Source organism: Actinomadura sp. 3N407 (genome assembly GCF_052245875.1).
Taxonomy (GTDB): Bacteria; Actinomycetota; Actinomycetes; order Streptosporangiales; family Streptosporangiaceae; genus Spirillospora.
This window is the reverse complement of the sequence record NZ_JBQQBP010000002.1, coordinates 121,396-145,905: the sequence shown is the minus strand read 5'-3', so window position 1 is coordinate 145,905 and position 24,510 is coordinate 121,396. Positions and strand designations below refer to the sequence as shown.

At 70.7% G+C, this 24,510-nt stretch carries 26 protein-coding genes; 10 read left to right on the top strand and 16 right to left on the bottom strand.

The annotated features are described in order from the left end of the window. Positions 1-36 precede the first annotated feature (36 nt). Positions 37-783, bottom strand: a complete 747-nt coding sequence (locus tag ACTWPP_RS04765) for a TIGR03943 family putative permease subunit (RefSeq protein ID WP_443102836.1) — start codon at positions 781-783, stop codon at positions 37-39. Continuing rightward, on the bottom strand, positions 780-1,820 hold the full coding sequence (locus ACTWPP_RS04760) for a permease (RefSeq protein ID WP_443102835.1): 1,041 nt from the start codon (positions 1,818-1,820) through the stop codon (positions 780-782). The genes ACTWPP_RS04765 and ACTWPP_RS04760 overlap by 4 nt, the downstream gene beginning before the upstream one ends. 93 nt (positions 1,821-1,913) lie before the next feature. Between ACTWPP_RS04760 and ACTWPP_RS04755 the strand changes: the two genes are divergently transcribed. Further along, a complete protein-coding gene (locus tag ACTWPP_RS04755) occupies positions 1,914-3,482 on the top strand; it encodes a class I adenylate-forming enzyme family protein (protein WP_443102834.1) in 1,569 nt (522 codons plus the stop codon). Between the two features lie 14 nt (positions 3,483-3,496). On the opposite strand, the gene ACTWPP_RS04750 is transcribed toward ACTWPP_RS04755, so the two are convergent. Both ACTWPP_RS04750 and ACTWPP_RS04745 read right to left on the bottom strand, forming a co-directional pair. Then, a complete protein-coding gene (locus ACTWPP_RS04750) occupies positions 3,497-4,978 on the bottom strand; it encodes a DEAD/DEAH box helicase (protein WP_443102833.1) in 1,482 nt (493 codons plus the stop codon). 278 nt (positions 4,979-5,256) lie between these two features. Further along, positions 5,257-5,460, bottom strand: coding sequence for a cold-shock protein (locus ACTWPP_RS04745; RefSeq protein ID WP_024936225.1), 204 nt, complete (start codon positions 5,458-5,460; stop codon positions 5,257-5,259). A gap of 256 nt (positions 5,461-5,716) precedes the next feature. Here ACTWPP_RS04745 and ACTWPP_RS04740 point away from each other — a divergent pair, with 256 nt between their 5' ends. Beyond that, positions 5,717-5,944, top strand: coding sequence for a hypothetical protein (locus ACTWPP_RS04740; RefSeq protein ID WP_392912835.1), 228 nt, complete (start codon positions 5,717-5,719; stop codon positions 5,942-5,944). Between the two features lie 147 nt (positions 5,945-6,091). On the opposite strand, the gene ACTWPP_RS04735 is transcribed toward ACTWPP_RS04740, so the two are convergent. From ACTWPP_RS04735 to ACTWPP_RS04720, 4 genes are all read right to left on the bottom strand, one after another. Beyond that, on the bottom strand, positions 6,092-6,709 hold the full coding sequence (locus ACTWPP_RS04735) for a GAF domain-containing protein (protein ID WP_443102832.1): 618 nt from the start codon (positions 6,707-6,709) through the stop codon (positions 6,092-6,094). A gap of 41 nt (positions 6,710-6,750) precedes the next feature. Continuing rightward, complete coding sequence (locus ACTWPP_RS04730; protein WP_443102831.1) at positions 6,751-7,137, bottom strand: STAS domain-containing protein; 387 nt, start codon at positions 7,135-7,137, stop codon at positions 6,751-6,753. A gap of 404 nt (positions 7,138-7,541) precedes the next feature. Further along, entirely contained in the window at positions 7,542-8,207 is a 666-nt protein-coding gene (locus tag ACTWPP_RS04725; RefSeq protein ID WP_443102830.1) for a response regulator, read from the bottom strand. Then, a complete protein-coding gene (locus ACTWPP_RS04720) occupies positions 8,204-9,316 on the bottom strand; it encodes a sensor histidine kinase (protein WP_443102829.1) in 1,113 nt (370 codons plus the stop codon). Before ACTWPP_RS04720 ends, ACTWPP_RS04725 begins: the two co-directional genes overlap by 4 nt. 144 nt (positions 9,317-9,460) lie before the next feature. Here ACTWPP_RS04720 and ACTWPP_RS04715 point away from each other — a divergent pair, with 144 nt between their 5' ends. Both ACTWPP_RS04715 and ACTWPP_RS04710 read left to right on the top strand, forming a co-directional pair. Next, entirely contained in the window at positions 9,461-10,393 is a 933-nt protein-coding gene (locus ACTWPP_RS04715) for an ABC transporter ATP-binding protein (protein ID WP_443102828.1), read from the top strand. Continuing rightward, on the top strand, positions 10,390-11,151 hold the full coding sequence (locus tag ACTWPP_RS04710; RefSeq protein ID WP_443102827.1) for an ABC transporter permease: 762 nt from the start codon (positions 10,390-10,392) through the stop codon (positions 11,149-11,151). The genes ACTWPP_RS04715 and ACTWPP_RS04710 overlap by 4 nt, the downstream gene beginning before the upstream one ends. Before the next feature lie 58 nt (positions 11,152-11,209). Here the strand turns inward: ACTWPP_RS04710 and ACTWPP_RS04705 are convergent, their stop codons facing one another. Then, a complete protein-coding gene (locus tag ACTWPP_RS04705; protein ID WP_443103406.1) occupies positions 11,210-12,832 on the bottom strand; it encodes a glycine/sarcosine N-methyltransferase in 1,623 nt (540 codons plus the stop codon). A gap of 337 nt (positions 12,833-13,169) precedes the next feature. Next, a complete protein-coding gene (locus ACTWPP_RS04700) occupies positions 13,170-13,526 on the bottom strand; it encodes a hypothetical protein (RefSeq protein WP_443102826.1) in 357 nt (118 codons plus the stop codon). Between the two features lie 247 nt (positions 13,527-13,773). On the opposite strand from ACTWPP_RS04700, the gene ACTWPP_RS04695 reads away from it, so the two are divergent. Then, entirely contained in the window at positions 13,774-14,745 is a 972-nt protein-coding gene (locus ACTWPP_RS04695; RefSeq protein ID WP_443102825.1) for a hypothetical protein, read from the top strand. A 55-nt stretch (positions 14,746-14,800) separates the two neighbouring features. Here the strand turns inward: ACTWPP_RS04695 and ACTWPP_RS04690 are convergent, their stop codons facing one another. After that, a complete protein-coding gene (locus ACTWPP_RS04690) occupies positions 14,801-15,556 on the bottom strand; it encodes a hypothetical protein (RefSeq protein ID WP_443102824.1) in 756 nt (251 codons plus the stop codon). Positions 15,557-16,028: 472 nt separating this feature from the next. Here ACTWPP_RS04690 and ACTWPP_RS04685 point away from each other — a divergent pair, with 472 nt between their 5' ends. Continuing rightward, entirely contained in the window at positions 16,029-17,039 is a 1,011-nt protein-coding gene (locus tag ACTWPP_RS04685; protein ID WP_443103405.1) for a glycoside hydrolase family 11 protein, read from the top strand. 113 nt (positions 17,040-17,152) lie between these two features. On the opposite strand, the gene ACTWPP_RS04680 is transcribed toward ACTWPP_RS04685, so the two are convergent. Continuing rightward, complete coding sequence (locus tag ACTWPP_RS04680) at positions 17,153-18,391, bottom strand: extracellular catalytic domain type 2 short-chain-length polyhydroxyalkanoate depolymerase (RefSeq protein ID WP_443102823.1); 1,239 nt, start codon at positions 18,389-18,391, stop codon at positions 17,153-17,155. A gap of 195 nt (positions 18,392-18,586) precedes the next feature. After that, positions 18,587-19,732, bottom strand: coding sequence for an NDMA-dependent alcohol dehydrogenase (locus tag ACTWPP_RS04675; RefSeq protein WP_443102822.1), 1,146 nt, complete (start codon positions 19,730-19,732; stop codon positions 18,587-18,589). A gap of 204 nt (positions 19,733-19,936) precedes the next feature. Here ACTWPP_RS04675 and ACTWPP_RS04670 point away from each other — a divergent pair, with 204 nt between their 5' ends. Beyond that, entirely contained in the window at positions 19,937-20,233 is a 297-nt protein-coding gene (locus tag ACTWPP_RS04670) for a hypothetical protein (protein ID WP_443102821.1), read from the top strand. 106 nt (positions 20,234-20,339) lie between these two features. Here the strand turns inward: ACTWPP_RS04670 and ACTWPP_RS04665 are convergent, their stop codons facing one another. Beyond that, complete coding sequence (locus tag ACTWPP_RS04665) at positions 20,340-20,816, bottom strand: DUF5994 family protein (RefSeq protein ID WP_443102820.1); 477 nt, start codon at positions 20,814-20,816, stop codon at positions 20,340-20,342. Positions 20,817-21,029: 213 nt separating this feature from the next. Here ACTWPP_RS04665 and ACTWPP_RS04660 point away from each other — a divergent pair, with 213 nt between their 5' ends. Beyond that, positions 21,030-21,290, top strand: coding sequence for a hypothetical protein (locus ACTWPP_RS04660; protein ID WP_443102819.1), 261 nt, complete (start codon positions 21,030-21,032; stop codon positions 21,288-21,290). Positions 21,291-21,323: 33 nt separating this feature from the next. Here ACTWPP_RS04660 and ACTWPP_RS04655 read toward each other — a convergent pair whose 3' ends face one another. Both ACTWPP_RS04655 and ACTWPP_RS04650 read right to left on the bottom strand, forming a co-directional pair. Beyond that, the gene (locus tag ACTWPP_RS04655; protein ID WP_443102818.1) at positions 21,324-21,638 is read right to left on the bottom strand and encodes a hypothetical protein; all 315 of its coding nucleotides are present in this window, start codon (positions 21,636-21,638) and stop codon (positions 21,324-21,326) included. Beyond that, on the bottom strand, positions 21,635-22,111 hold the full coding sequence (locus ACTWPP_RS04650; protein WP_443102817.1) for a hypothetical protein: 477 nt from the start codon (positions 22,109-22,111) through the stop codon (positions 21,635-21,637). The genes ACTWPP_RS04655 and ACTWPP_RS04650 overlap by 4 nt, the downstream gene beginning before the upstream one ends. Positions 22,112-22,196: 85 nt before the next feature. Between ACTWPP_RS04650 and ACTWPP_RS04645 the strand changes: the two genes are divergently transcribed. Beyond that, on the top strand, positions 22,197-22,592 hold the full coding sequence (locus tag ACTWPP_RS04645; protein ID WP_443102816.1) for a hypothetical protein: 396 nt from the start codon (positions 22,197-22,199) through the stop codon (positions 22,590-22,592). A gap of 720 nt (positions 22,593-23,312) precedes the next feature. Beyond that, complete coding sequence (locus ACTWPP_RS04640) at positions 23,313-24,479, top strand: NAD-dependent epimerase/dehydratase family protein (protein WP_443102815.1); 1,167 nt, start codon at positions 23,313-23,315, stop codon at positions 24,477-24,479. The last annotated feature ends 31 nt before the right edge of the window (positions 24,480-24,510 follow it).

Below are 24,510 nucleotides of genomic sequence, written 5' to 3'. Positions count from 1 at the left end.
GAACCGCCGCTCCGCGCGCACCCTGACGGGCCGCGGTCACTCGTACGGGTTCTTCGGCTTCTCGATCTTCTGCAGGGAGCGGGCGCGGAGCGTCTGCACGACCGTCCTGTCACCGCGGTCCGGGGCGGGCGGCTCCCAGACGCCCACGACCCGGACCCACGAGTCGGCGGGCGGCTGCGGGACGCCGCGCACCGTCACGGGGAACGGGACGGCGTCGCCCGCGCAGCAGGCGATCTTCATCCGGGTGATCTGCCAGCCGTCCCGTCCCTTCCCGCCCGGGGTCACGAACCCGGTCAGCCGTACGGGGACGCCCCGGAGGCTCGCGGGATCACCGGTCTGGGCCTCGTACGCGCGGCCGATGAACTCGCCCATGGTCATCTCGACGGGCCCGCCGGTGGTGGACAGGGGGCGGAAGCCGTCATCCGGAGGTGCGGGCGGGGGCGCCGCGCGGTCGGTGTCGCGGGCGGCGGTGAACGACCCGAGCGCCGGGGGAGCGATCACGAAGATCGCCAGCACGGGCAGGCCCAGCAGCCACGCCACCCGCGGCCCCCGCGAATGGTCGTGCCCATCGTCCCCGTGCCCGCAGCACTGATCGTCGCCGGCGTCCCGCCATTCCCGGCGCAGCCCGGCGGCGCCCAGCGCCAGCAGCGCCACCGCCGCGGCCACCAGCGGATACCGGAAGCCCGGCCGCACGTAGTTGACGTACTCGCCGCTGCCCAGCGTGATCCACAGCATCGCGACGCCGAGACCGATGAGCAGCAGGTTCTGCGCGGCCCTGCTCATGAAAGCAGCCCTCCCACCAGCACGCTGACCCCGACCGCGAGGCAGAACGTCAGCGGAACGAACCGGACGGCGAAGCGGCGGCCGAAGAAGCCCGCCTGGAGCGCGATCAGCTTCAGGTCCACCATCGGGCCCACCACGAGGAAGGTCAGCCGCGCGGTGGTCGAGAACTGCGACAGGCTCGCCGCGACGAACGCGTCCGCCTCCGAGCAGATGGACATCAGCACGGCCAGTGTCGCCAGCAGCAGCACCGACACCACCGCATTGCCGGCGGCCGCGGACACCCACCCGGCCGGCACGACCACGTTGATGGTGGCGGCCGCGAAGGCGCCGACCACCAGGAACCCCCCGGCGTGGACGATGTCGTGCCGCATGGCCTGCCGGAACGCCTCCAGCCGCCCCGCCGCCCCGTGCGCCTCCGGCCGGGACGGGATCTTGATCCATTCGCCCTTGCCCAGCAGCAGCCACGTCCAGCCCGCGAGGACGGCCACCAGCAGGGACGCGACGAAACGTCCCACGACCATCTCAGGCTGGTTCGGGAAGGCGACCGCGGTGGCGACGAGCACGATCGGGTTGATCGCGGGGGCGGCGAGCAGGAAGGTCAGCGCGGCGGCGGGGACGACGCCGCGGGCCATCAGCCCGCCCGCGACCGGCACCGACGCGCATTCGCAGCCCGGCAGCACGGCCCCCATCGCGCCCGCGACGGGCACCGCCGCCCCGGGCCGACGCGGCAGTATCCGCCGCCACAGCGACGGCGGGACGAACGCGGTGATCGCGGCCGACAGCGCGACCCCGAAGACGAGGAACGGCAGCGCCTGGACGCACACCGCCACGAAGATGGTCGTCCACGCGTCCAGGGCGCCCGCGTCGACGAGCGGCGCCACCCAGGTCCGCCCGAGCACCAGCACGGCCGCCAGCAGGCCGAACGCCCATGCTGCGCGGGTGCCGGGCGCCGCGGGCTCGCGGCGGCCCCAGTCCGCGGGAGGAAGCAGATCGTCCTCGGCCGTGCGCAGGCCGATGCGGTCGCTCATGGTCGTCATCGTGCCAGAATCCGCAGGGCGTTCGCGTCGCGGTCTTGGCAGATCGCCGCCCGATCAGTGATCGTTAAGTGGGCATCGGGCGTGGGAGGCGACATGCGGGCGAGGACGGCCGGGGCGGCGCTGGCGGACGCGGCGGCGCGGGGCAAGGCGTTTCTGCACGACGGCGACGACACCGTCACGTTCGCCGAGTTCGACGAGCTGGCCGACCGGGTCGCGGCGGGGCTGCTGGCACGCGGGATCGGCCGCGGCGACCGGGTCGGGCTGCTGGGCCTCAACACGCCGCAATGGCTGGCCGCGTTCTTCGGCGCGGCGCGGATCGGCGCCGTCGTCGTCCCGCTCAACGTGCGTTACCGGGAGCAAGAGCTGACCCACATGCTGGAGCGGAGCGGCGCCCGGACGGTCATCAGCGTCGACGCCGTCCCCGACTTCGACTTCGCCGCGTTCTTCGACGGATTCCGCGACCGGGTCCCGGGCGTGAGCGACTACGTGTTCTTCGGCGCTGGCTTCGCGGGCAGCGGCACGTTCGACGAGCTGACCGCCGCGCCGCCCGACCCGGCGGCGCTGGCCGCCGCGCGCGCCGCGGTGGACCCGGCCGACCCGCTGTTGATCCTCTACACCTCGGGGACGACCGGGCGCCCCAAGGGGGCGACGATCACGCACCGGAGCGTCCTGGCGTCGGCGCAGGCACAGGCCGACCACTTCGGGATGAGCGAATCCGACGTCCTGCTGGGGCATCTGCCGTTCAACCATGTCGGCGGCATCACCTGCACCATCATGTCCGCCCTCGTCAGCGGCGGTTCGGTCGCGCTGCTGCCGGCGTTCGGCCCGGACGCGGCACTGCGCGCCATCGAACGCTACCGGGTGACCTTCTGCGGCGCGGTGCCGACGATGTACGTGCTGATGCTCGGACGGGACGACTTCGCCGACCACGACCTGTCGTCCGTGCGGCTCTGCGTGGCGGGCGGCTCGAACGTGGAGCCGGCGCTCGCCGAGGCGATCCGGCGCGGCTTCCCCGGCGCGCCCCTGTACGGGCTGTACGGCCTGTCGGAGTCCTCGGGGGCGTGCGTGCTGTCCCCGCTGGACGACGACCCGGAAACGGTCTCGCGCACCCTGGGCGTGATCATCGGCGACTTCGAGGCTCGCGTGACCGGACCGGACGGGGCCGTCCTCCCGCCGGGCGAGACCGGCGAACTCCAGGTCCGCGGCGGCTGCGTGGCCGCCGGCTACTGGGACATGCCGGCCGAGACCGCCGAGGTCTTCCTGCCGGACGGCTGGCTGGCCACCGGCGACATGGTCGCGATGGAGCCCGGCGGGCATCTCGTGCTGCGCGGCCGCAAGAAGGAGATGTACATCCAGGGCGGCTTCAACGTCTACCCCGTGGAGATCGAGAACGTGCTGACCGCGCACCCGAAGGTCGCGATGGCCGCCGGGATCGGCGTCCCGGACGAGGTGCTGGGCGAGGTCGGACGCTTCTACGTCGTCCCGCGCCCGGGCAACCAACCGCCCACCGCGGAGGAACTCACCGCCTACTGCCGGGACCGCCTGGCCGACTACAAGGTCCCCCGCCAGTTCGTCGTCACGACCGAGGTCCCGATGACCCCCGTCGGCAAGATCCACAAGGCCCTGCTGAAGGAGCGCCACCTGTCGAACCCCGGTGACTGACCGCGGTGGCGGCGTCAGGTGTTCTGGGAGGACGTGCGGCGCCGCGGCCTGCGCTTGGGTGCGGCGCCCTGCGTGTTCGCGCGTGGGGAGCCGCGCCCCGCGGAGGCGGCCTGCGTGTTCGCGCGGGCGGAGCCACGCCCGGCTGAGTCTCCCTGGCGCGGCTTCGCGGGGCGGTTGACGTCCGGGGCGGCGTGGGCGGGCGGCCGGGCACCGGTGATACGGGCCAGCTCACCGTCACCGACACGCGCGCGGAGGGTTCGGGGGGTGATGCGAGCCTCGGCCATCAGACCGTCCACCTCGCGGCGCTGGTCGGGCAGGACGAGGGTGACCACGGTTCCCGTACGGCCTGCGCGGGCGGTGCGTCCGCCGCGGTGGAGGTACTCCTTGTGGTCGGCGGGCGGGTCGACGTTGACGACGAGATCGATGTCGTCGATGTGGATGCCCCGGGCGGCGACGTTGGTGGCGACCAGCACGGTGATCTCCTCGCTGCGGAAGCGCTCCAGGGCGCGGTTGCGCTGCGACTGGGTCTTGCCGCCGTGCAGCGCGGCGGCGCGTATGCCGCGGGCCGTCAGCTTGCGGACGAGGCGGTCCGCGCCGTGCTTCTTGCCGACGAACATGATCACCCGGCCGTCGCGGGCCGCGATGTGCACGGTCGTCTCGTGCTTGTCGGTGTCGTCCACGTGCAGCAGGTGGTGTTCCATGGTGGTGACCGCACCGGCCGTCGGGTCGACCGAGTGCGTGACCGGGTCGCTGAGGAACCGGCGGACGAGCTGGTCGATGTTGCGGTCGAGCGTCGCGGAGAACAGCATCCGCTGCCCGCCGTGCGGGGTCTGCTCAAGGAGCCGGGTGACCTGGGGCAGGAACCCCATGTCGGTCATCTGGTCGGCCTCGTCCAGCACGGTGATCCCGACCTCGCTCAGCCGGCAGTCGCCGCGTTCGATGAGGTCGGCGAGCCGTCCGGGGGTGGCGATCAGGACCTCGGTGCCGCGTTTGAGGGCGTTCGCCTGGCGGGAGATCGGCAGTCCGCCGACCACGGTCGTCAGCCGCAGGCCCAAGGCGTCCGCGTACGGGGTGAGCGCACCGGTGACCTGCTGGGCGAGCTCCCGGGTGGGGGCGAGGACCAGGGCCAGGGGGCGGTGGGGTTCGGCTCGGCGGCCGGCGGTGCGGCTGAGCAGCGCCAGGCCGAAGGCGAGGGTCTTGCCGGAGCCGGTGCGGCCCCGGCCGAGGACGTCCCGTCCGGCGAGGGCGTTCGGCAGCGCCGTGGCCTGGATGGGGAAGGGGGCCGACACGCCTTGGCGGGCCAGGGCCTCTTGGAGGGGCGCCGGCATCCTCAGCTCGGTGAACGACTCGATCGGGGGCAGCGGCGGGGTGGCGCCTGCCGGCTGCGCGAACTCCGTGCCGGGGCGTTGCCCCTGCTGCGCCGGACGGCGATGACCGGCGGCGGGACGGGATCGGGGGGAGCGGCCGCGGGCGGCCGGAGGGTTGGTGCGGGGCACTGTGGAGCCTTTCCTCGAAGCGGTGCGTGTCGAGGAAGTGCTCCGCTGCGCGGGGCTCGCGGCCTTGGATTGCGGCCGGGCGAAGGATTCTCAAGAACGAACCGGGAGACGGCGTGCGGCGTTCGTGCCGTGCGCCGTGGTGGGAGCGCCGGCCGCGGGATGAACCGTGGCGGCGGGGTGAAGCGTGGCCGCGCGGTGAACCGCGGCCCGGGACGATGCCCGTGAGGGGCACCGCACGCGGCGGGCGGTCGAACGCCCGCCCGCCGCGTCGTCGGTGATCAGGCGGGGACGATGTTCTCCGCCTGCAGGCCCTTCTGGCCCTGCGTGATGTCGAACGACACCTTCTGGCCCTCCTGAAGCTCACGGAAGCCCTGGGCCGCGATGTTGCTGTAGTGAGCGAAGACGTCGGCGCCGCCGCCGTCCTGCTCGATGAAGCCGAAGCCCTTTTCGGCGTTGAACCACTTAACAGTGCCTGTGGCCATGACAGTCTCCTTCTGGGGTCGGTCCCTGTCGCACACCTTGTGCGACCGGGGACGCCGCGATGGCCCATCCGGAAGATCCAGAACAACAAAAAATGCGCCTGTGGTGGAACCGGCAGGCGCACACACATGTCTATGGGAACCGCAACTACCCAAATACTACCACGTGGTCCGCGGGACGGAACAGGAAACCGTGAATTCTGTGACGGCAGCGGGGTCGGACTCCCCACATCGCTCAGGTGGGCGCATACTGGCAGTAATGAAACCCACAGGACCCGCCAGGCGGCGACATCTGCCCACCAGCCCCTTCAAACCCCCGCCCGCTGCGCCACCGACCAAGGAGTTCGCACCTCACGACCAGGTCACCCACGACAAGTACGGGCTCGGACGCGTCGTCGAGGTCGAGGACGGCCGTGCCGTCCTGGTCGACTTCGGGACGCGGAAGGTCCGGATCCTCGCCCCGTACGCGAAGCTCTTCAAGCTCTGAGATCCCGCTCGGACCCGTACGGAACCCGCGCGGCCGCGCCCCATATCCGTGAATCCGGTGAGCGCCGCCGCGCACGAAAGTCCCACCGCGCCGGGGCTCAGCCCGGCTCGGACGGGTTTCGAAGGCCGTCATCCGGCCCGATTCGCCTCACATCTGCGTGAACCGCGGCGGGCGGAGGGGTCGGACGATGTGCGCGCCGCCGGCGGCGGGATCCGCCGGGGCGGTCGCGCGGTGGCCCTCGGCCAGCTCGATCAGCCGGGCGGCCATGTCGGCGAACAGGAGCAGCTGGCGGGCGGTGGCCGGGCTGAACGGCTGCGCGCCCGGATGCCCCAGGACGGCGAGCACCCCGCGGGTGTCCTCGCCCGTGTCCAGCGGCAGGATCAGGATCGGGCCGGCCGGCAGGGCGCTGAGCGTCTGGTCGGCGGCGATCCGCGCGGACAGGGCGCGGCGGGAGCTGAACGCCCGGCCGAGCATCGACCGTCCGCGCCGCACCATCAGCCCGCGGATCCGGTCGCCGTCGGCACCGACCGCGATCTCGATCCGCAGCGTGTTGCCGTCCTCGACGGGCATGGCGATGAACGCCAGAGGGACGCGCGCCATCGTGCGCGCGTGCGTCGCCAGGAGGGTCAGCAGTTCGGGCAGGCGGGTCCCGTTCAGGACCGCCGTCATCAGGTCGATCGACGCGCCGAACCGCGCGTGGTCGTCCGCGGCGCGGGTGACCGCCGGCGGCCCCCACCCGATCGACGGCAGCTCGTCGCCGGTCATGTCGTCATCCCGTTCTCCTCCTCCGGCCGGGAACGCCGCGGTCAGGCCGCGGCCGATCGGGTGCCGGTGCGGGTGAGCCGCGCGGCGGTGACGGAGGGACGGATCGTGAAGGTGCGGGCCAGCCCGGTGAGGCGCAGCAGCCTGCCCATCTGCGGGCGCGGGGCGGCGAGGACCACGGTGGTGCCCTTCGGCTCCGTCCGGCGGCGCGCGTCGACGAGCAGGGCCAGGCCGGACGCGTCGCAGAACGTCACGCCCGACAGGTCGATGACCACGTACGGTCCGGTGTCCCGCAGCGCGGCGTGCAGGCGTTCGCGCAGGGACGGCGTGGACACGATGTCGAGTTCGCCGCTGATGGCGATGACGGTGTGTTCCGCGAGCCGTTTTCGGCTCAGCCCCGCCTCGGTGGAGGCGGTGACGATGGTGGGCATGCTGGATCTCCGATCCGGAGTATGAGAGCGCCGGTCACGGCCGAAGCCGGTTCCGGACGGTGGCACGGGCGGTCAGCCCGTGGTGAGGAGCTCGCGGCACTGGCGCCGCGGCTCCGGGGTCAAAGTGACGGCCACTCGGCGTCACGGGCGGTGTCCACTACGGCCCCGGCGCGGGAAACGAACGTCCGCGTCCGGACGGGCTGGTGTTGCGGCGTCATGGGCGCCGACCTGTCTGGGCCCCCGAAGGGGACCGAGTAGCGGGGAACCAGGGGGACGCGGGCTTGGTCGCTCGCATCGGGAACCCCTCGTTCGCCACGAGTCTACGCCCTCCGGGGTTCGCGCGTCGGTGAGCGCGCCCCGGCACGGACCCCTCCCGCGACTCTGAACAACCGGCCCGCGACGGTCTAGCGGTCTGGTGGGGGGTCGGGGAGGAGTCCGTGGTGGAGGGCCTTCAGGACGGCGCGGGTGCGGTCGCGGACGCCGAGCTTGGCCAGGAGGCTGGACACGTGGTTCTTCACCGTGCCCTCGGCCAGGTGCAGGGCGTCGGCGATCTCGCGGTTGGCGTAGCCGCCGGCCAGCAGCCGCAGGACGTCCTGTTCCCGGTCGGTGAGCGGCTGGGGCGGGAGATCGCGGATCTCGTCCGGGTCCGGCAGGCGCCTGGTGGCCTGGAGCAGCCGCTCGGTCAGCGCGGGCTGGACCAGCGTGCCGCCTCGCGCGAGGGCGCGGATCGCGCCGACGACCTGGTCGAGGGTGACGTCCTTGAGCAGGTAGCCGGACGCTCCGGCGCGCAGTGCCCGCAACACGAGTTCATCGTCGTCGAAGGTGGTCAGGACGAGGGTGGGCACGGTGATGTTCCGCTCCCGCATGGCGGTGAGCGTGGCGATGCCGTCCCGGCGCGGCATCCGCAGGTCCAGCAGGAGCACGTCCGGCGGGTCGTCCCGCAGGACGGCCAGCGCCTCGTCGCCGTCGGCGGCCTCCGAGGTGACGGTCACCTCCGGTGACAGCTCCAGCAGGTGCCGGATCCCCTGGCGCACCAGCGTCTGATCGTCGGCGACGCACACCCGGATCACGGTGCCGGCACCCTGGCGTTGACCGTGAAGCCCGACCGGGTGTCGAACGACACGACGCCGTCGAGTTGCGCGATGCGTTCGCGGACGCCGGTCAGGCCGTTGCCCAGCCGCAGCAGCGAGGCGCCGCGGCCGTCGTCGCGGGCGGTGAGGACGATCTCCCCGGTGCCGGCTCGCCCGACGTCGATCCACAGGTTCCCCGCCTCCGAATGGCGGATGGTGTTGGTGACGACCTCCTGGACGCAGCGGATCAGCGCCGCCGTGCAGGCCTCGTCCGGTTCGGCGGAGTCGTCGACGCTCAGGTGCACGCGCGGGGCCGGCAGGTCCGCGACGATCTCCGCGAGGGCCTGGCGCAGGGACGGGGTGCGGGAGCGCAGCTCACCGACGGCGGTGCGCACATCGCCGAGCAGGTCCCTGGCGAGACCGCGGGCGCGCTCCACGTGCGGGCCGGCCGGCGGCGCGCTGTGGTGCGCGGCGACCTCCAGTTCGAGGACGAGCGCGGTGAGCTGGTGGCCGAGGAGGTCGTGCAGTTCGCGGGCGATGCGCAGCCGTTCGGCCGACCGGCTCGACTCGGCCAGCAGGGCGGTCGCGGCGCGGAGTTCGGTGTTGGCCACGGCGAGGCGTTCGCGGGCCGCGGCCTCCCGCTGCTCGCTCCGTACCGCCCAGACCGTGCAGACCTGGAGCATCGTGTAGATCATCGCGGTCAGCGTCACGTCCATGGCGCTGCCGTCCCGGATCAGCGGCGCCGCCGCGGCCACCGCGCTGTTGAACCCGAGCACCGCGAACGTGCTGCGACGTGAGGAGAAGTGGGCCGCGAGCGCGGTGACGAACACCAGCAGGATCGAGAGCCAGCCGGCGTGCGCGCCCAGCAGCACCGTCGCGGCCCCCGCCGGGACGAGGGCGAGCAGCACTGCCCTCCGGCCGGTCCGCCCCGGCGCGACGTCCAGCAGCGTCAGCGTGAACAGCGCGAGGAACCCCAGGTAGGAGACCCACCACAGCCAGGCCGGCCCGATGGTCGGGTCCCCGTCGGCCAGCAGCACCGGCGACCCGACCAGCAGGCAGACGGTCAGTGCGCTCGCCGCACCCCAGGCTTCGAGATGGGACTTGGCCATGCCCCGAAGGTTACGGGCACGGTGCCCGGCCTGACCGTGCCGGAAGTCATGGGTGCGGGTCATGACCTCCGGCACGCGCCGACGCGCCGGGTGGCGGCTTAGCGTTGCCGGGCCGGTACAGGCCGGCCGGAAGGGGACGTGGCGATGGCGGTGGTCGAGGTCGAGGGGCTGTGCAAGCGGTACGGCGAGACGGTCGCCGTCGAGGACGTGTCGTTCGCCGTCGAGCAGGGCGAGATCTTCGGGATCATCGGCCCGAACGGCGCGGGCAAGACCACCCTCGTGGAGTGCGTCGAGGGGGTGCGGCGGGCCGACCGGGGCCGGATCAGTGTGCTGGGGCTGGACCCGCTGCGGGACCGTGCGCGGCTCAGGCAGGTGATGGGGGCGCAGCTGCAGGACGGGGCGCTGCCGGAGAAGCTGCGGGTCGGTGAGGCGGTCGCGCTGTTCCGCTCGTTCTACGCCGACGGCGCCGATCCCGGGCGGCTCCTGGACGAGCTGGGGCTGTCCGCCAAGCGGAACACGGCGTTCGAGAATCTGTCGGGCGGTCAGGCGCAGCGGCTGTCGATCGCGCTGGCGCTGATCGGCAAGCCGCGGATCGCGGTGCTCGACGAGCTCACCACCGGACTCGACCCGCAGGCGCGCAGGGGCGTCTGGGACCTCATCGAGCAGATCCGGGACACCGGCGTGACGGTGCTGCTGGTCACGCACTTCATGGCCGAGGCCGAGCGGCTGTGCGACCGCGTCGCCGTCATCGACCGGGGGCGGCTCGCCGCTCTGGACACCCCGGGCGGGCTGATCGCACGGCTGGACTCCCCGCGGCGGGTCCGGTTCCGGGCGGCCGCGCCGTTCGACGCCGCGGTGCTGACGGGGCTCGAAGGCGTCGGCGAGGTGCGCACCGACCGCGGCGAAACCGTCGTGACCGGGACGGGGGACCTGCTGCACACGGTCAGTTCGGCGCTCGTCCGGCACGGCGTGGTCGCCACCGGGACCCGGCTCGAGAACGCGACGCTCGAAGACGCGTTCCTCGCCCTGACCGGCCGGGCGCCCGGCGAAGGCCGCGCCGGAGAGGAGACGGCATGACGACGTACCGGCCCTCCGTGCGCGCGTGGGCGCTGCTGACCTGGACCGAGGGCAAGCTGGTGACCCGGGACACCCCCGGGCTGGTCATTCCGCTCGGCCTGCCCATGCTGATCATGGTGATGAACGGGCTCGGCGCGGGCGGCCGGGGAGCCGAACGCTTCCGCGGCCTCCCGGCCCTGGACGCCTATGTGGTGCCGCTGACGATGGTGATGGTCGTGGCGCTCATCGGCATGGTGAACATGCCGGCGGTCCTCGCGTCCTACCGCACGTCGGGCGTGCTGCGGCGGCTGGAGGTGACGCCCGCGCATCCGGTGATGGTGCTGGTCGCGCAGGTGGTGGCCGGCCTGGCCCAGGTGCTGGTGGGCGTGGCGCTGGCCCTGCTCCTGGCGCGGCTGGCGTTCGACGTGTCGATGCCCCGCGATCCGCTCACCGCGATCGGCGTGTTCTGCCTGGTGACGGCGGCGATGTACGCGATCGGCATGCTGGTGGCGGCGATCGCGCCCAGCACGAACGCGGCCGTCGCCATCGGCCTGGTGTCGTTCTTCGCGACGATGGCGCTCGGCGGCGGGTTCGGGTCCCGGGAGAACCTGCCGGACGGGCTGGCCGCGCTCGGCCAGTACCTGCCGTTCGGGGCGGGCCTGGAGGCGTTGGGCGCCACCTGGATGGGCGTGGCGCCGGACCTGTGGCACCTCGCCGCCCTGGCCGGAGCGGCCCTCCTGGCCGGGGCCGCGGCCGCGAAGACGTTCCGCTGGAGTTGACGGGGAGGGCGCACGGCGAGGCCGGGAGGGGAAGCGCCCACTCCCGGCCTCGTCCTTCTCACGCCTTACAGCGGAAGATTCCCCATTTCAGGTGGCCGGACTCGCCACCGTGGACCCAGTTCCGAAGGCCCGCCTTCATGTGTTCGAGGTAGTCCGTGCTGATCTGCCCGGAGAACTCCGCCTCCCGCCGTTCGGTCTCCTGGAGCACCCGCCCGTAGTGCGTGGTGAGGTGCGTGGTGAGGTCGTCGAAACTCGGCGTCATGCCGAGGCGGGCGATCTCGCGCTGGTAGAAGCCGGGAGATCCCATGGTGTCGAGGTGCAGGCGGTCCAGGATGGGCCGCAGGGCGTCCCTGGTGCAGTCGTCGGCCGCCATGGGGTCGGTGAAGACGAAGTCACCGCCGGGCTTGAGCACCCGGGCGATCTCCTCCAGCGCCCGGATCCGGTCGCCGCCGTGCAGCAGCGCGTCCTGCGACCACACGACATGGAACGCGTTGTCGTTGAACGGGAGAGCCTCGAAGGACCCGTCCACCACGTCGATGAGGTGGTCGAGTCCCTGTTCCTCGTTCATCGCGCGGTTGCGCGCGTTCTCCACCTCGCTGAGGTTGAGGCAGGTGACCCGGCAGCCGTAGGTGCGGGCGAGATATCGGGCGGATCCGCCGTATCCCGCTCCGAGGTCGACGACCCGCGTGTCCGGCGTCAGGTCCAGGCCGGACGCCATCCGCTGGACGGTGCGGTCGCTGGCCGCGTCGATCGTGTCGTTCTCCTCGTAGACGCCGACATGGATGTGCTGCCCGCCCCAGACGGAGTGGTAGAAGGCGTCGGCGTCGCTTGAGTTGTAGTACTCGCGAGCGGTGTTCACCGCGGGGGAGTAGGCGGTGTTCATGTCGTCTTCCCAGTAACGCTTCTCCGCCACGTGGATGAAGAAGTCGGGGTCGTCGTCATTGTAGGTCGCCTGGAAGTCGCCGTACGTGTCGATGCGCTGGAAGCCCACCTCCCGCATGAGCCGCCGCATGTAGTTCTTGCGCAGCGGATACATGTTGAGGCAGTACTCGCTGTTGTCCGGGAACCGGTACCGGAATCGCGCGAGTCCCTCGTCGACGTATTCCGGTTCGGCCAGCACCTCCTCACCACAGTAGTAGTAGGAGTGCTCGCTGGAGAAGCCGTTGTCCAGGATGGAGTCGTAGTTGCGCTGATCGATGATGAGCACGCCATCGTGCTTGAGCATGGCGTAGAACTCCGCCAGGGCCTTACGCCGGTCGCGTTCCGAGAAGAGATGGGTGAACGAGTTGCCCAGGCAGATGATCGCGTCGAACTCACCATGGACGTCCCGGTTCAGGAAGCGCCAGTCGGCGTGCACCACGCGGAGAATGTGGCCGCCGAACGCGAAGCCGTTGTCGAACGCCTTGCGCAGCATCTCCGGGCTGCCGTCGACACTTACGGTGTCGAAGCCCTCCTGAAGGAGCCGGACCGAATGGAACCCGGTACCGGTGGCGACGTCGAGTACACTCTTGACGCCTCGTTCCCTGAGCTGGTCGATGAAGAAGCTGCCTTCGCTCTCGTAGCGCCTCTTCCAGTCGATGAGTTCGTCCCACTTCTCCACGAAGCCCTGGACGTACTCTTCCGTGTAGTGATCGGTGTCGCGAACCTCGGTCGGATTGTCCCCGAACTCTTGGCGCTGAATCGGACTGCCTCCTGTGAACGTGCCTCCTGGTGACCGTGTGCGGCCCTCGCGGGACGCACGGTGGTCACCACTGGTCGGTCATGGCGTCACAATGTGTGACGAACTGGTGCGGACAGGACGGACAGGGCGAACGTTAGCCATGAGCACGGCCGGAAATAAGGGGTCGCCGCGGTAGATCTTGCTAACACGGGGTGTGATCGTCGCCACATGAAGGCCGCGTACGCAGGAGAATCGGCGTCTCCGACGACGCCGTCAGCGCTGCTGAAGGGCGGTGGCGGCGGGCTCGGGACGTCCACCGGCCGTCGGCCGCCGCAAGGTGAGGAGAGAGGCCGTCAGTTCATGCTCTGATGAGCGTGCCGGCCTGCTGGAAGGCGTTGACCAGGATGCCGCCGATCTCGTCGAGCTTCCTGCGGACCTTCGCGACACCGACGGCGCCGCCGGACATGCCGGTCGTGGCGAGGCCGAGGTCGACGACCAGGCTGCCGTCGGGCTGCTGGTGGAGGAGCACGCGGTACTTGTAGTGGGTGCCGAACGCCCCAAGGAGCAACGCCTTGGTGCGGCTGCCCTTCTCGATGATGCAGTCCCCGGCGTTCGCCCAGGTGAAACGGAAGCCTTCGGCCTGCAACACCTGCTCCAGCAGGGGACCGACCAGGTCGGGCGAACCGGTCACCTGCAGCTTGACGGAGTCGGCCATGATTCTCCTTGCGCGAGTGGGACAGGGTCGAATCATGCTCGACTGTCGCAGCGGCGGAACAACACTCCGAGCCCGTATGCCCGGAACGCGGAGGAACAGATCGTACACCTCGGCCGCGTAGATCCTTTACCTGGCGGACCCGAATTCGCCGCCGGTGAGAAGGCCGCTGGATGTAGTCGTCCGGGTCGAGTCTCGTCCATCGCACTTCCCCGGTCCAATACGACTTGATCAGCTAATCTACCGGCACATGACCGCGAATCGGCGCATTCTGACAAAGGCCACACTCACCCACGTCGTCGCCTACGACCTTTCCGGGCTGGTCGTCAACGCGGGCCTCCTCGACCGGGCGGCGGTGTTCCCCGCCGAGGGCGAGCCGCGCGGCCATGCGGCGTCCCCCGATCTGGAATGCGCCGTGTACACGACCGGTGAAGCCCTCGTCTGCGTCGGGCGCGACGGTGCGTCCAGGTGGCGCAGCGATTTCGGTGCGGCGCCGAAGCAGTACATGAACGGCCGGGCCGACTGCGCGTTCTCGCTGGACGGCGACGTGGTGTGGCTCTACCGGCCCGACCTGGCCATGAAGGGACGCGGCCACGTCGACCAGTGGCTCGCGTTCGACACGGCCACGGGCCGCGTCCTGGACCAGGTCGAGCTGGGAAGCATGGGCCACGGCGCGCAGCATTTCGTCCACCCGGACGGCAGGCACATACTGCTGGACGTCGGTGAAGGCCAAGAGGGATCGAGGGTGTATCGCGCCCGGATCGAGGACGGAAAAATCGCGATGGCCGAATACCCGTGGGACGCGACCCTGTACGACCTGTCCCCGGACGGCAGCCGCATGACGACGGTCCGGGACACGCCGGGAACCCTGCTCCAGGAACTCGTCTTCCGTACGTGCCCCGACGGGGAGGAGGACGTCATCGTCTCGTCCGAAGAACTCGGGTACGACGAAGAAGAGCACGAGACGTTCTTCATCGGCTGGATCGTGGGCCATCTCGACGCCGTCACCGCGATCGTCTCCGTTCACGGCGAGCGCGCCGATCCGGAAATGGACGAGTCGCTGACGGATTTCCACCACAATCACCTGGTCGACACGCGGACCGGGCGGGTGCTCGACCCCCTCCCCTCCGAGTTCGTCACCAGGGAGGACATCGTCCCCCTCGGAGACCGCTCGTGGCTGACCACCGGTTCCAACGGCGGCTGGTACCGCCACACACTCTGAACAACGCCTCCCAACCGCCGACGCCCGAGCCGGCGACATCACCACGGAAACGCGGTCAGGCTCGGGTCGCCGTGATGGTGATCGCCACATCGTTGCGGAGGGGCGCCTCGATGTGGTTGCTCAGGCCGAGCTCGACGATGCGGCCGTCGCGGGGATGCCAGGGCCGGTCGGGATCCGTGCGTCCGAGGAGGCCGCCGAGGGCGTCAATGGCCGGTTTCCAGAGGTTCGGCCAACTCCGGCTGGGCCCGGTACGGAAGCACAGCCGCAACGCGACCGGGCCTTCCGGGAGCGGCGCCTGCTTCGCGAGTTGCCGGTCGATCTGCCGCTTGAACTCCTCGCCTCCGCTCGACGCCGTCGTCCGGACCGTGAACACAGAGGCGGAGGCGGTGTCGACCGGCGTGGCCTCCGCGACACGGATGTACGACGCTTCGCCGTGCCGTTTGGTACCCCACACCGAGACGAACCGCCGACCGCTGGTCTTGCTCAGGTGAGTGACGAGCGGGAACAGGTAGTTGTCCAGGTCGTGCTGCTCCAGCAGCGGCGTGGCCGGCGGGAGCGCCACGTCCAGGCGTAGCGCGAGGGGATCCGGAAGCCGATCGAGTTCGGGGCGGCAGACCCGGGCGGCCTCGGCGAGGAACTCCTCCAGCCGCACCCGGCCGGGGTGGCCGGCGGCGTCCCAGCTCGCGAGCCTGGGCCGAACGTCCAGGCGCACAGGCTTCGCGTCCGGCATGGCGAACATCGGCGGCTCCATGACGCGGACAGTACTCGGCGGCACCGACGGGATCTCGTGGTGTCCCGCGCTCTCGCCCATCGCTTCAGCGGCGGGATCGAGGGTTCGAAACTTTCGGAACATTGGCCCGGTTCATGATCTCTTGATCGACGCTTTCATGGACAGATCGGAGCGGAGTTGATCGGGGATATGGATTGACCAGGTCGAATGGGTTCTCAAAAAGATTAAAGCCATCGAAATCTTTCGAAAACTGTTGACAGGTCTGCAGGGGTGGACCAACACTGTCGCCATCGACAGACCTCGACCGCTGTCGATGCGGGTCACCCGCCCGCGACAGTCCTCCGGTCGTCGGCCGCACGACGACCGGCCAGCCCCCACCCCACCCCCCACCTCCACCCTCGAAACCCGCCACGTAGCACGACGCCGACCCCGCGGCGGCCGTCGCCTGGCCACCGAGAGTTCCGCCGGGTCATGTCGTGCTGCCTGGCCGCCCCGCCAGCGTTCACGAGGAGGAAGAACGCACATGAGCATCACGCATCCGAATCCCGCGCGCATGAGCGCCGCCCCCGCCCGCCGGAAGACCCGCGCCCGCGGCCGCGGGCGCCTCAGGGCGTTCATCGGCGCCGCCTCCGCCGTCGTGCTGGTCGCGGCCCTGCCCGGCGTCGCCAACGCGGCCGTGACCACCAACCAGACCGGCAACCACAACGGCTACTTCTACTCGTTCTGGACCGACAGCCAGGGCACGGTCTCCATGGAGCTCGGGTCCGGCGGCAACTACAGCACCTCGTGGAACAACACGGGGAACTTCGTTGCCGGGAAAGGCTGGAGCACCGGCGGACGCAGGACCGTGTCCTACTCGGGCAGCTTCAACCCGTCCGGCAATTCATACCTGACCCTCTACGGGTGGACGAGGAACCCGCTCGTGGAGTACTACGTCGTCGACAACTGGGGCAGTTACCGGCCCACCGGGGACTACATGGGCACGGTCACCAGCGACGGCGGCACGTACGACATCTACAAGACGATGCGGTACAACAAGCCGTCCATCGAAGGCACCGCGACCTTCCCGCAGTTCTGGAGCGTCCGGCAGTCGAGGCGCACGGGCGGAAGCATCACCTCCGGCAACCACTTCGACGCGTGGGCCAGCCATGGAATGAACATGGGCAGCCATGACTACATGATCCTCGCGACAGAGGGCTACCAGAGCAGCGGGAGCTCCAACATCACCGTGGGCGGCTCCGGTGGCGGCGGAGGAGGAGGCGGCGGCGGTGGCGGCGGCGGTGGCGGCGGTGGCAACAACGGCTGCACCGCGACGCTGTCCGCCGGCGAGAAGTGGGACGACCGGTACAACCTCAACGTCTCGGTGTCCGGCTCCAGCAACTGGACCGTGACGATGAACGTCCCGTCCCCCGCCGAGATGATCGCCACCTGGAACATCGACGCCAGCTGGCCCAGCGCCCAGGTCCTGACGGCCAAGCCCAACGGCAGCGGCAACAACTGGGGCGTCACCATCAAGCACAACGGCAACTGGACGTGGCCGACGGTCTCCTGCAGCACGGGCTGACCCTCGAACACCGCACCTGTGGCGCGGCGGCGCCCATGACCGCCGCGCCACAGTGCTGCCGGAACGTCCTTCCATACTGACCGCACGGGCGAGAGACCCGGCAGATGGTCAGGTCAGCACTTGACCCAGTAACCCGGGTCGGTCTCCTTGATGGTGCTGGTGGTGAAGAGGTTCCACAGGCCCAGGTTCTGGTTGGAGCCGTTGGCGTATGTGTAGCCCATGGACTGGTGGGCTCTTCCGGCGGTGGTGTGGGCGTAGTTGGAGGCGGTCACGCACTCCGCGGGCGGCGTCGTCGGAGGGGTTGTGGGAGGTGTGGTCGGCGGGGTGGTGACGCCGTCGCTCATGGCCCTGACCATGGTGACGACGGCCGTCATCTGCGGGCCGGACTTGAGCGGGTACTGGGCGGACTGGTAGCCCCACCAGTCCCAGCAGCCGCGCGGGTTCGTGCCGGACGAGGTGGCCTGCGGATACAGGACGATCGTGGCGTTGGTGTCGGCGTACTCGTTGAGGTAGGCCTTGTCCATGAAGGTGTCGCCGATGTTGCCGTAGTACTGGTAGCAGCCGTGCAGCGCGACCATCAGCTTGCAGGACGACTGCTCGCAGGTCTGCGGGACGTAGGCGAATCCTTCGTCGCCCATGCTGACGGAGGTGGCGTCACCGCCGGGGACGTGGGCGTTCTGGTCGAACTGGATCAGCCGGCCGGTCAGGGTCGAGGCGGCGGGCCGCACCGTGCCGTACAGGTGGGTCAGCATGTCCCCGACGGCGTCGCCGCCGCAGTCGTTGATCCAGGGCGACTGGGTGACCGAGCAGGAGCCGGGGCCGATCGGGCTGATCCAGGCGTGCCCGGCGCGGGAGTCGCGGTCGTAGACGACGTCGGCGCCCAGGTCGCGGTAGTAGGTGGCCAGGTCGTCGTTGACCGCCTCGGCGACGGTCGTGTCGGACGTGCCGTGGTACAGCCAGACCGGATCGCCCGGCAGGTTCTCCACGGGGTCGACGGTGCCGGCCGCGGCGCGGTCGCGGGTCAGCTGTTCGAGCTGGGCGGGGGTCTTGCGGGGCAGGTAGGTCGCCATGCACGCGTTGAGCGCGGTGCTCAGGCTGTTCTGCGCGCAGTCGTAGGCGCCGGCGGAGAAGATGCCGGCCCCCTGGAACAGGGACGAGTAGGCGACGTGGAGCTGGTTGGCCATGAACCCGCCGGCCGACACCCCGCTGACGTAGGTGGCGCTGATGTCGTACTTGGCGAGCGGGGCGCGGGTGGGCGGCGGGACGGCGGCGTGGACGATGGACAGCGAGGTCGTTGCCAGGGCCGCGGCCGCGATCGCGGCCCAGATCCCTTGTCTGATCCTCAGACGCACGTGACCTCCTCGGACGGGGGTGGGTGCCGTCATAGTCGGAAAGTCCCGTGCCGTCCGCCAGATCGCGCGCGAACACAATCACGTAGATCAACATGGTGCGGGAGGCCACGGCCGGAGGCGATGGCCCGACCGCCGCGTCCCGGTGGGTCGGCTCCGGCCCGCGCCACGGCGCGGGCCGGGAGGGCCCGACCGGGGTCAGTACCTGATCATTCCGCGGATGTTCTTGCCGTCCCGCATGTCCTGGTAGCCCTGGTTGACCTGGTCGAGGGTGTAGGTGTTGGTGACCAGCTCGTCCAGCTTGAGCTTGCCCTCGTCGTAGAGGCGCAGCAGGCGCGGGATGTCGCGGCGCGGGTTGGCGTTGCCGAAGATGGAGCCGACCAGCTCCTTGCGCTGCATCGCCAGGTCGAACAGGTTGAGCTTGACGTCCTCCTGGAGGATCGGCGCGACCGCGACGACGACGCCGCGGCCGCCCTTGGCGACCATGCCCATCATCGGGCCGACGAGGTCGCCGGTGGCGACGCCGGTCGTGAGGAGGGCCTTGTCGGCGTTGGCGCCCCAGGTGAGTTCGGAGACCTTGGCCATGGCCTCCTCCATGGACGCGGCGGTGTGGGTGGCGCCGAAGTCGGCGGCCTTCTCCCGCTTCCAGTCGACCGGGTCGACGGCGACGACATGGCGGGCGCCGGCCATGGCGGCCCCCTGCACCGCGTTCATGCCGATGCCGCCGAGGCCGATCACCACGACGCTCTCGCCCGGCTGCACGGCGGCGGCGTTGACGGCCGCGCCCCAGCCGGTGGTCACGCCGCAGCCGACCAGCGCGGCCTTGTCGAGCGGCAGCCAGTCGTCGATCTTGATGGCGGACGCCTCGTTGACCACGGTGTAGGGCGAGAAGGTCCCGGTGCAGCACATGATGCCGAGGTCCTTGCCGCTCTTGGAGTGGTGCCGGGCGGTCATGTCGCCGATCTGCCGTCCGGCCAGGAGGACCGCGCCCAGGTCGCAGACGTGCTGGCGGCCCCTGGCGCACGAGGGGCAGCGGCCGCAGGCCGGGACGAACGACAGGACGACGTGGTCGCCCTCCTGCAGGGTGGTGACACCGGGGCCGACCGCGACGACCTCGCCGGCGCCCTCGTGCCCGCCGATGATCGGGAACTGCTCCACGCCCAGCAGCGCCGAGATCTCGTCGTCGAGCACCATGTCGCCGGTGACGAGATGCTCGTCGGAGTGGCACAGGCCGGACGCGGCGAGCTTGATCTTGACCTCGCCCGCCCTGGGATCATCGAGCTCGATGTCTTCGATGCTCCAGTCGGTGTGCGGTTCCCACAGGATCGCCGCTCGAGTCTCCACTGATGCCTCCTGATGGACTGGAGCCGGTTGTGCTTCCTAGATACTAGAACTTGATTCGGGAAGCTAGGGGTGAACGGGTATCGATACGGCCCCGGCCGGATCCGGTTTCGGCAGGTGACGACCGCGCGGCCCGCTCGATCCCGTTCGTGTCTTCTATGTTGAGTGTGACGGCCCTGTGGCTTCCGAGTCGAGGAGATGAGGCGCATGGGCGCGACGACGTCCCAAGTGTGGATCGAGGCAGGGGAAGGGTGCGACTTCGTCCGCGCTGATGCGATCGTGATGGTCCGCCTGGACAAGACCGGTCGGCTGACCGCACAGCTCCGCGACGAGGCGAAGGTCAGCGTGATGCTTCTGGAAGGTTCGCCGGGGGCCCACCCGCCCGGCGACTTCCACCGCCAGCTGATCCGGATGATCGCCGAACTCGCGGACTCCAACAGTGCGCAACTGGTCGGCGCGCGGCATGAAGGCGGCGCCTGGCGCTGGGTCAGCGAACCGCTGTAGGACGTGTCCAGCGCCGGCGCCCACCTCGCGGGCCTTTCGTGCGCGGCCGAGGTACGAGTCGCGGGCGACGAGCTTCATGGCCCGGCTCAACGCCCGGATCGTGCATTCAGGTGCGGGCGGTGGAGATGTCGCAGGAGGCCAGGATCTCCTGCGGCATCACGTCCTCGGTCTCTACGGCGGACATGGCCAGGGCGGCCTCCGCCGAGGACGGCGTCGCCCCGGGCGGGATGACCAGCAGCAGGGTCGGGTCCGCGTGGCCGCGGGTCACCGCGACCATGTGATCGAGGTGGGCCAGCCAGCCGACCCTGACCTCGCGTCCCTGGACGGTGATGCGGAGCGGGACGTCGTCCCAGTCGTCGAAGTCGACGTTCACGCGGGTGACCATGTCCGAACGCCCGGCGAGCGCGGTCACCAGCGCGGTGAGTTCGGTGCCGGCGGCGCGTGATCGCGGCCACCAGCCGCCGTCGATGACTCCACGTCCCTCGCCACCCGGTGCCAGGCGCAACCGCGGCGGCGGCGCTGTCACGAGTTCGGGGATCGTGACCGTGGCGGGCGAGGTGGCGAACTGAGCGGAGCGGGCCATGTAGCGGGCCTCAATCTCGGTCCATGCGGTACCGGGTCGTGAATCGCCGGGGACGGCGCCGGCGAGTCGGCCCGCGCGCGAAATGCCCTCGGCACCACCAGCTTACGCAACGGAGGCGCGAATCCGAACGCGTAGACTGAGGGGTATCCGGCAACGACGGCATCCCGCCCGCGGTTGACCCGCCACGCCGGCTCGCCCCCGGAGGGGGAAGCCATGCCGCTCCCGGACCGCGCCCGCCACGCCGGCGCCGACCAGCCCATCCGGGCGTCTCGGATGAGTCTCGCCGGCCCCGTGTCGATCATCGCGGTCGCGCTCATCGTCTTCACGGTGTTCTGGGCGACGACCACCCCGCCCATGGCGGTGATCATGGCCCTGGCCACCCTGGCGGCCGGAGCCGTCCTGCTCGTCCTGGTCTTCGGGACCGGCCGGTTCCGCGTACGGACCCGATCGCCGGAACTGTGGCGGCGCCGCTGACCCCGTTGGGACGGAACGGTCGATGCGCCGCCGTCAGGCCCGCCACGTCGCGCCGTCGAAGGTGACACCCATCCTGGTCAGCCGATCGGCCATGCGTTCCATCTCGTCACGCGGGATACCGATGAACCAGACGCGGTTTCCGTCCTGGACCACCTGCATGCGCGGGGCGTCAACGGGCGACGTGGGGTAGCGCTCCTCGCCGAGCGCTGTGAGCGGCACCAGACGCTGGTTGGACGACCCCCGCCACGGCTGGTCGGTGGCACGCCGCGCCACGTACGGGCCCGCGATCACCGCGTCGCACAGGTCCAGAACCCGGCGTGCCGCCGCGTCCCGCCGCAGCCGGCTCATCGGATACCCGGAATAGACGGGAACGTCGACCAGCCGAGGTCGCGGACGAGGGCCTTCGCGGCCGAGCGCCGGACGGTGGCCAGGTCCTCCGCGGCGACGTCGGTGACGAGCCGCGCCACGATGCGGGTGACGTCGGCGGCCGGCGAATCCGGGTCGGCCTCGCGCAGGGTCGCCGCCCGGGTGCGGGCCCGGGACGCGGCTCGGAGGGCCTCCATGACCTTCTCGGCGGAGAAGACCTCGGGTTCCGGCTCACCGGGCCGGACGCTCCGCCAGGCCTCGGCCATGTGCCGTCCGATCTCGATCGCCGCGGACTCGGCCAGCCAGGTCTCCGTCTCCGCGATCGCCGCGTCCGCGCTCGCGCACCAGGCGGTGAGGTCGTCGGTCTGACCGGCCAGTGGCATCTGCTCGGGGAGCGGATGGGGAGGGGGCCGGCCGGTGCCGGCGGTCACGGCGGCGCACTCGGCCGCCAGCACCGCGATACGGGCATTGCGGTCGAGGACGCGCAGCGCCGCGCTCTCCCATTCGGGGCCGCCGGCGTCCCCGGGCGATGATCTCCCTGTGGATCTGCTGCGCCTCTCCCGCCGCGACGGGCAGCGCCTGGCGTACGACCAGCAGGCCGACGGTGTCGTCGCCCACTTCCTGCGACAGCTGATCGAACCAGGGGACGGGGACGGGCAGCGACTGCCGGCCCACCGGGATCTGCTCCGCCAGCCGGGCCATCGCCCGTCCGGCGTCGAGCGCGATCAGCAACAGCTCGGCCTTGGTCTCCGGGGTGTCCCGCAGCGCCTGCGGCAGATCCGGACGGCGTCCGCCGGCCTGGGCGCTGACGTCCTTCCAGCGGCGGGTGATGTCACGCAGCCTGCCGTCCACGGCGCCGAGTTCGGCTCCACCCGGGCACAGCGCCAGAGTCGCAAGCGTGTGGTGCTCGGTCAGCTCGTCCACCACGCGTCGTGATCTGCGGTGATCCTTCCAGGGGGTCGAGTGCGGCGGCGGCGAGCACGCCCAGGGTGTCGGCGGTGAGCGCGGTCCCGGCGTACACCGGCGGCAGCTCCGGGTTCAGCCAGCGCAGCAACATGAGCAGCCGGACATCGGCGGGGAGCGGACCGCCCATCTGGTCAAGCAGGTCGCCGCGCGGGGAACGGCCGAGACCGCCTACGCGTTGTACGCCACCACGCGCCGGCTACGGAATCGCCGGCCCGGCCATCCGGAGAGATGGGCGGCGTTCGTCCACGTGGGCGCGTAGTTCGGCCGGTTTCGACGCGGCGTGGCCGAGCCCGTCCGGGAAGCTGCCATGATGATCACAAGGAACGAAGCGGGACGGCGGGCCGTTCGCCGAGTGCGTGCCCGCGCCGCGTGCGATGGCCGCCGGGTTGAGATGGTCGATAGGGTGTCGGCCAGGTGAGCCGGGAAGTCTGGTCGGCACGGTGGTTACGGCACGGCTCAGGAGGGGAACCATGCTGACCGCTTCGAGGCAGCCACACCCACCACCCGAGATGGGCGGGACGGTGACGAGCACGGACCCAGGGCGGTCCAGTGGTGTCGGTGTGGGGGGAGTCCGGCCCACCTCGCCACGTCCACAGGGGTGGACGCGACGATCGCGGTCTCGTCCGGCCAGTCGTGGCTTGAGGTAGTTCCGGTCCTCATGTAGTGCCAGCACAACTACAGGAGAGGTACATGCGTGTTCTAGTCCTCGGCGGCGATGGATATCTCGGCTGGCCGACCGCCCTGCACCTGTCGCAGTGCGGTCACCAGGTCGCGGTCGCCGACAACTTCGTACGGCGGCAGTACGACTTCGAGCTCGGCGTCGAGAGCCTGGTGCCGATCGAGTCGCTGCAGACCCGGGTCGAGGCGTGGCGGGAGCTGACCGGTGAATCGATCGGCGTGTACGTCGGCGACCTGACGGACGCGGAGTTCACCTACGGGATGCTGCGCGAGTTCCGCCCGGAGGCGGTGGTGCACTTCGCGGAGCAGCGGGCGGCGCCGTACTCGATGATCGACCGCAAGCACGCCGTGTACACGCAGGTCAACAATGTCGTCGGCACCCTGAACCTGCTGTACGCGATCGGTGAGGTGGACCCCGACATCCACCTGGTCAAGCTCGGCACGATGGGCGAGTACGGCACGCCCGAGATCGACATCGAAGAGGGCTGGCTGGAGGTGGAGCACAAGGGCCGCACCGACCGGGTCCTGTTCCCCAAGCGGCCCGGGTCGTTCTACCACCTGTCGAAGGTCCACGACAGCCACAACATCGAGTTCACCTGCCGGATCTGGGGGCTGCGGGCCACCGACCTCAACCAGGGCGTCGTCTACGGGCAGCAGACCCCCGAGACCATGCTGGACGACCGGCTCGCGACCCGGTTCGACTACGACGCCGTCTTCGGCACCGTGCTGAACCGGTTCGTCATCCAGGCCGTGCTCGGACACCCGCTGACGGTGTACGGCAGCGGCGGCCAGCGGCGCGGGATCATCGACATCCGCGACACCGTAAGGTGCGTCCAACTGGCCTGCGAGAACCCCGCCGAGCGGGGCGAGTTCCGGGTGTTCAACCAGATGACGGAGGCGGCGTCCGTCCAGGAACTGGCCGACACCGTCGCCCGGTGCTTCCCCGGCGACGTCCGGATCGACCATCTCGACAACCCCCGCGTCGAGCGCGAGGAGCACTACTACAACGTGGTCCACACCCGGCTGCTGGATCTCGGCCTCTCGCCCCACCTGCTCTCGGATACGCTGATCACTTCGCTGTTCGACGTCGCCAAGCGGTACGCGGGCCGGGCGAAGGACGAGGCCCTGCGTCCCAAGGTCAACTGGCGTGAGCAGGCCGGGCCCGTGCAGGAAACGTGACGGCTGGGAGCCCCATGGAGGAAGCGGCCTC

Excerpts from the sequence above, each read along its gene's own strand:
- ACTWPP_RS04765 (WP_443102836.1), bottom strand. The coding sequence starts at position 783 with ATGAGCAGGGCCGCGCAGAACCTGCTGCTCATCGGTCTCGGCGTCGCG.
- ACTWPP_RS04760 (WP_443102835.1), bottom strand. The coding sequence starts at position 1,820 with ATGACGACCATGAGCGACCGCATCGGCCTGCGCACGGCCGAGGACGAT.
- ACTWPP_RS04755 (WP_443102834.1), top strand. The coding sequence starts at position 1,914 with ATGCGGGCGAGGACGGCCGGGGCGGCGCTGGCGGACGCGGCGGCGCGG.
- ACTWPP_RS04745 (WP_024936225.1), bottom strand. The coding sequence starts at position 5,460 with ATGGCCACAGGCACTGTTAAGTGGTTCAACGCCGAAAAGGGCTTCGGC.
- ACTWPP_RS04740 (WP_392912835.1), top strand. The coding sequence starts at position 5,717 with ATGAAACCCACAGGACCCGCCAGGCGGCGACATCTGCCCACCAGCCCC.
- ACTWPP_RS04735 (WP_443102832.1), bottom strand. The coding sequence starts at position 6,709 with ATGACCGGCGACGAGCTGCCGTCGATCGGGTGGGGGCCGCCGGCGGTC.
- ACTWPP_RS04730 (WP_443102831.1), bottom strand. The coding sequence starts at position 7,137 with ATGCCCACCATCGTCACCGCCTCCACCGAGGCGGGGCTGAGCCGAAAA.
- ACTWPP_RS04720 (WP_443102829.1), bottom strand. The coding sequence starts at position 9,316 with ATGGCCAAGTCCCATCTCGAAGCCTGGGGTGCGGCGAGCGCACTGACC.
- ACTWPP_RS04715 (WP_443102828.1), top strand. The coding sequence starts at position 9,461 with ATGGCGGTGGTCGAGGTCGAGGGGCTGTGCAAGCGGTACGGCGAGACG.
- ACTWPP_RS04710 (WP_443102827.1), top strand. The coding sequence starts at position 10,390 with ATGACGACGTACCGGCCCTCCGTGCGCGCGTGGGCGCTGCTGACCTGG.
- ACTWPP_RS04700 (WP_443102826.1), bottom strand. The coding sequence starts at position 13,526 with ATGGCCGACTCCGTCAAGCTGCAGGTGACCGGTTCGCCCGACCTGGTC.
- ACTWPP_RS04695 (WP_443102825.1), top strand. The coding sequence starts at position 13,774 with ATGACCGCGAATCGGCGCATTCTGACAAAGGCCACACTCACCCACGTC.
- ACTWPP_RS04690 (WP_443102824.1), bottom strand. The coding sequence starts at position 15,556 with ATGGGCGAGAGCGCGGGACACCACGAGATCCCGTCGGTGCCGCCGAGT.
- ACTWPP_RS04685 (WP_443103405.1), top strand. The coding sequence starts at position 16,029 with ATGAGCGCCGCCCCCGCCCGCCGGAAGACCCGCGCCCGCGGCCGCGGG.
- ACTWPP_RS04670 (WP_443102821.1), top strand. The coding sequence starts at position 19,937 with ATGGGCGCGACGACGTCCCAAGTGTGGATCGAGGCAGGGGAAGGGTGC.
- ACTWPP_RS04665 (WP_443102820.1), bottom strand. The coding sequence starts at position 20,816 with ATGGCCCGCTCCGCTCAGTTCGCCACCTCGCCCGCCACGGTCACGATC.
- ACTWPP_RS04660 (WP_443102819.1), top strand. The coding sequence starts at position 21,030 with ATGCCGCTCCCGGACCGCGCCCGCCACGCCGGCGCCGACCAGCCCATC.
- ACTWPP_RS04655 (WP_443102818.1), bottom strand. The coding sequence starts at position 21,638 with ATGAGCCGGCTGCGGCGGGACGCGGCGGCACGCCGGGTTCTGGACCTG.
- ACTWPP_RS04640 (WP_443102815.1), top strand. The coding sequence starts at position 23,313 with ATGCGTGTTCTAGTCCTCGGCGGCGATGGATATCTCGGCTGGCCGACC.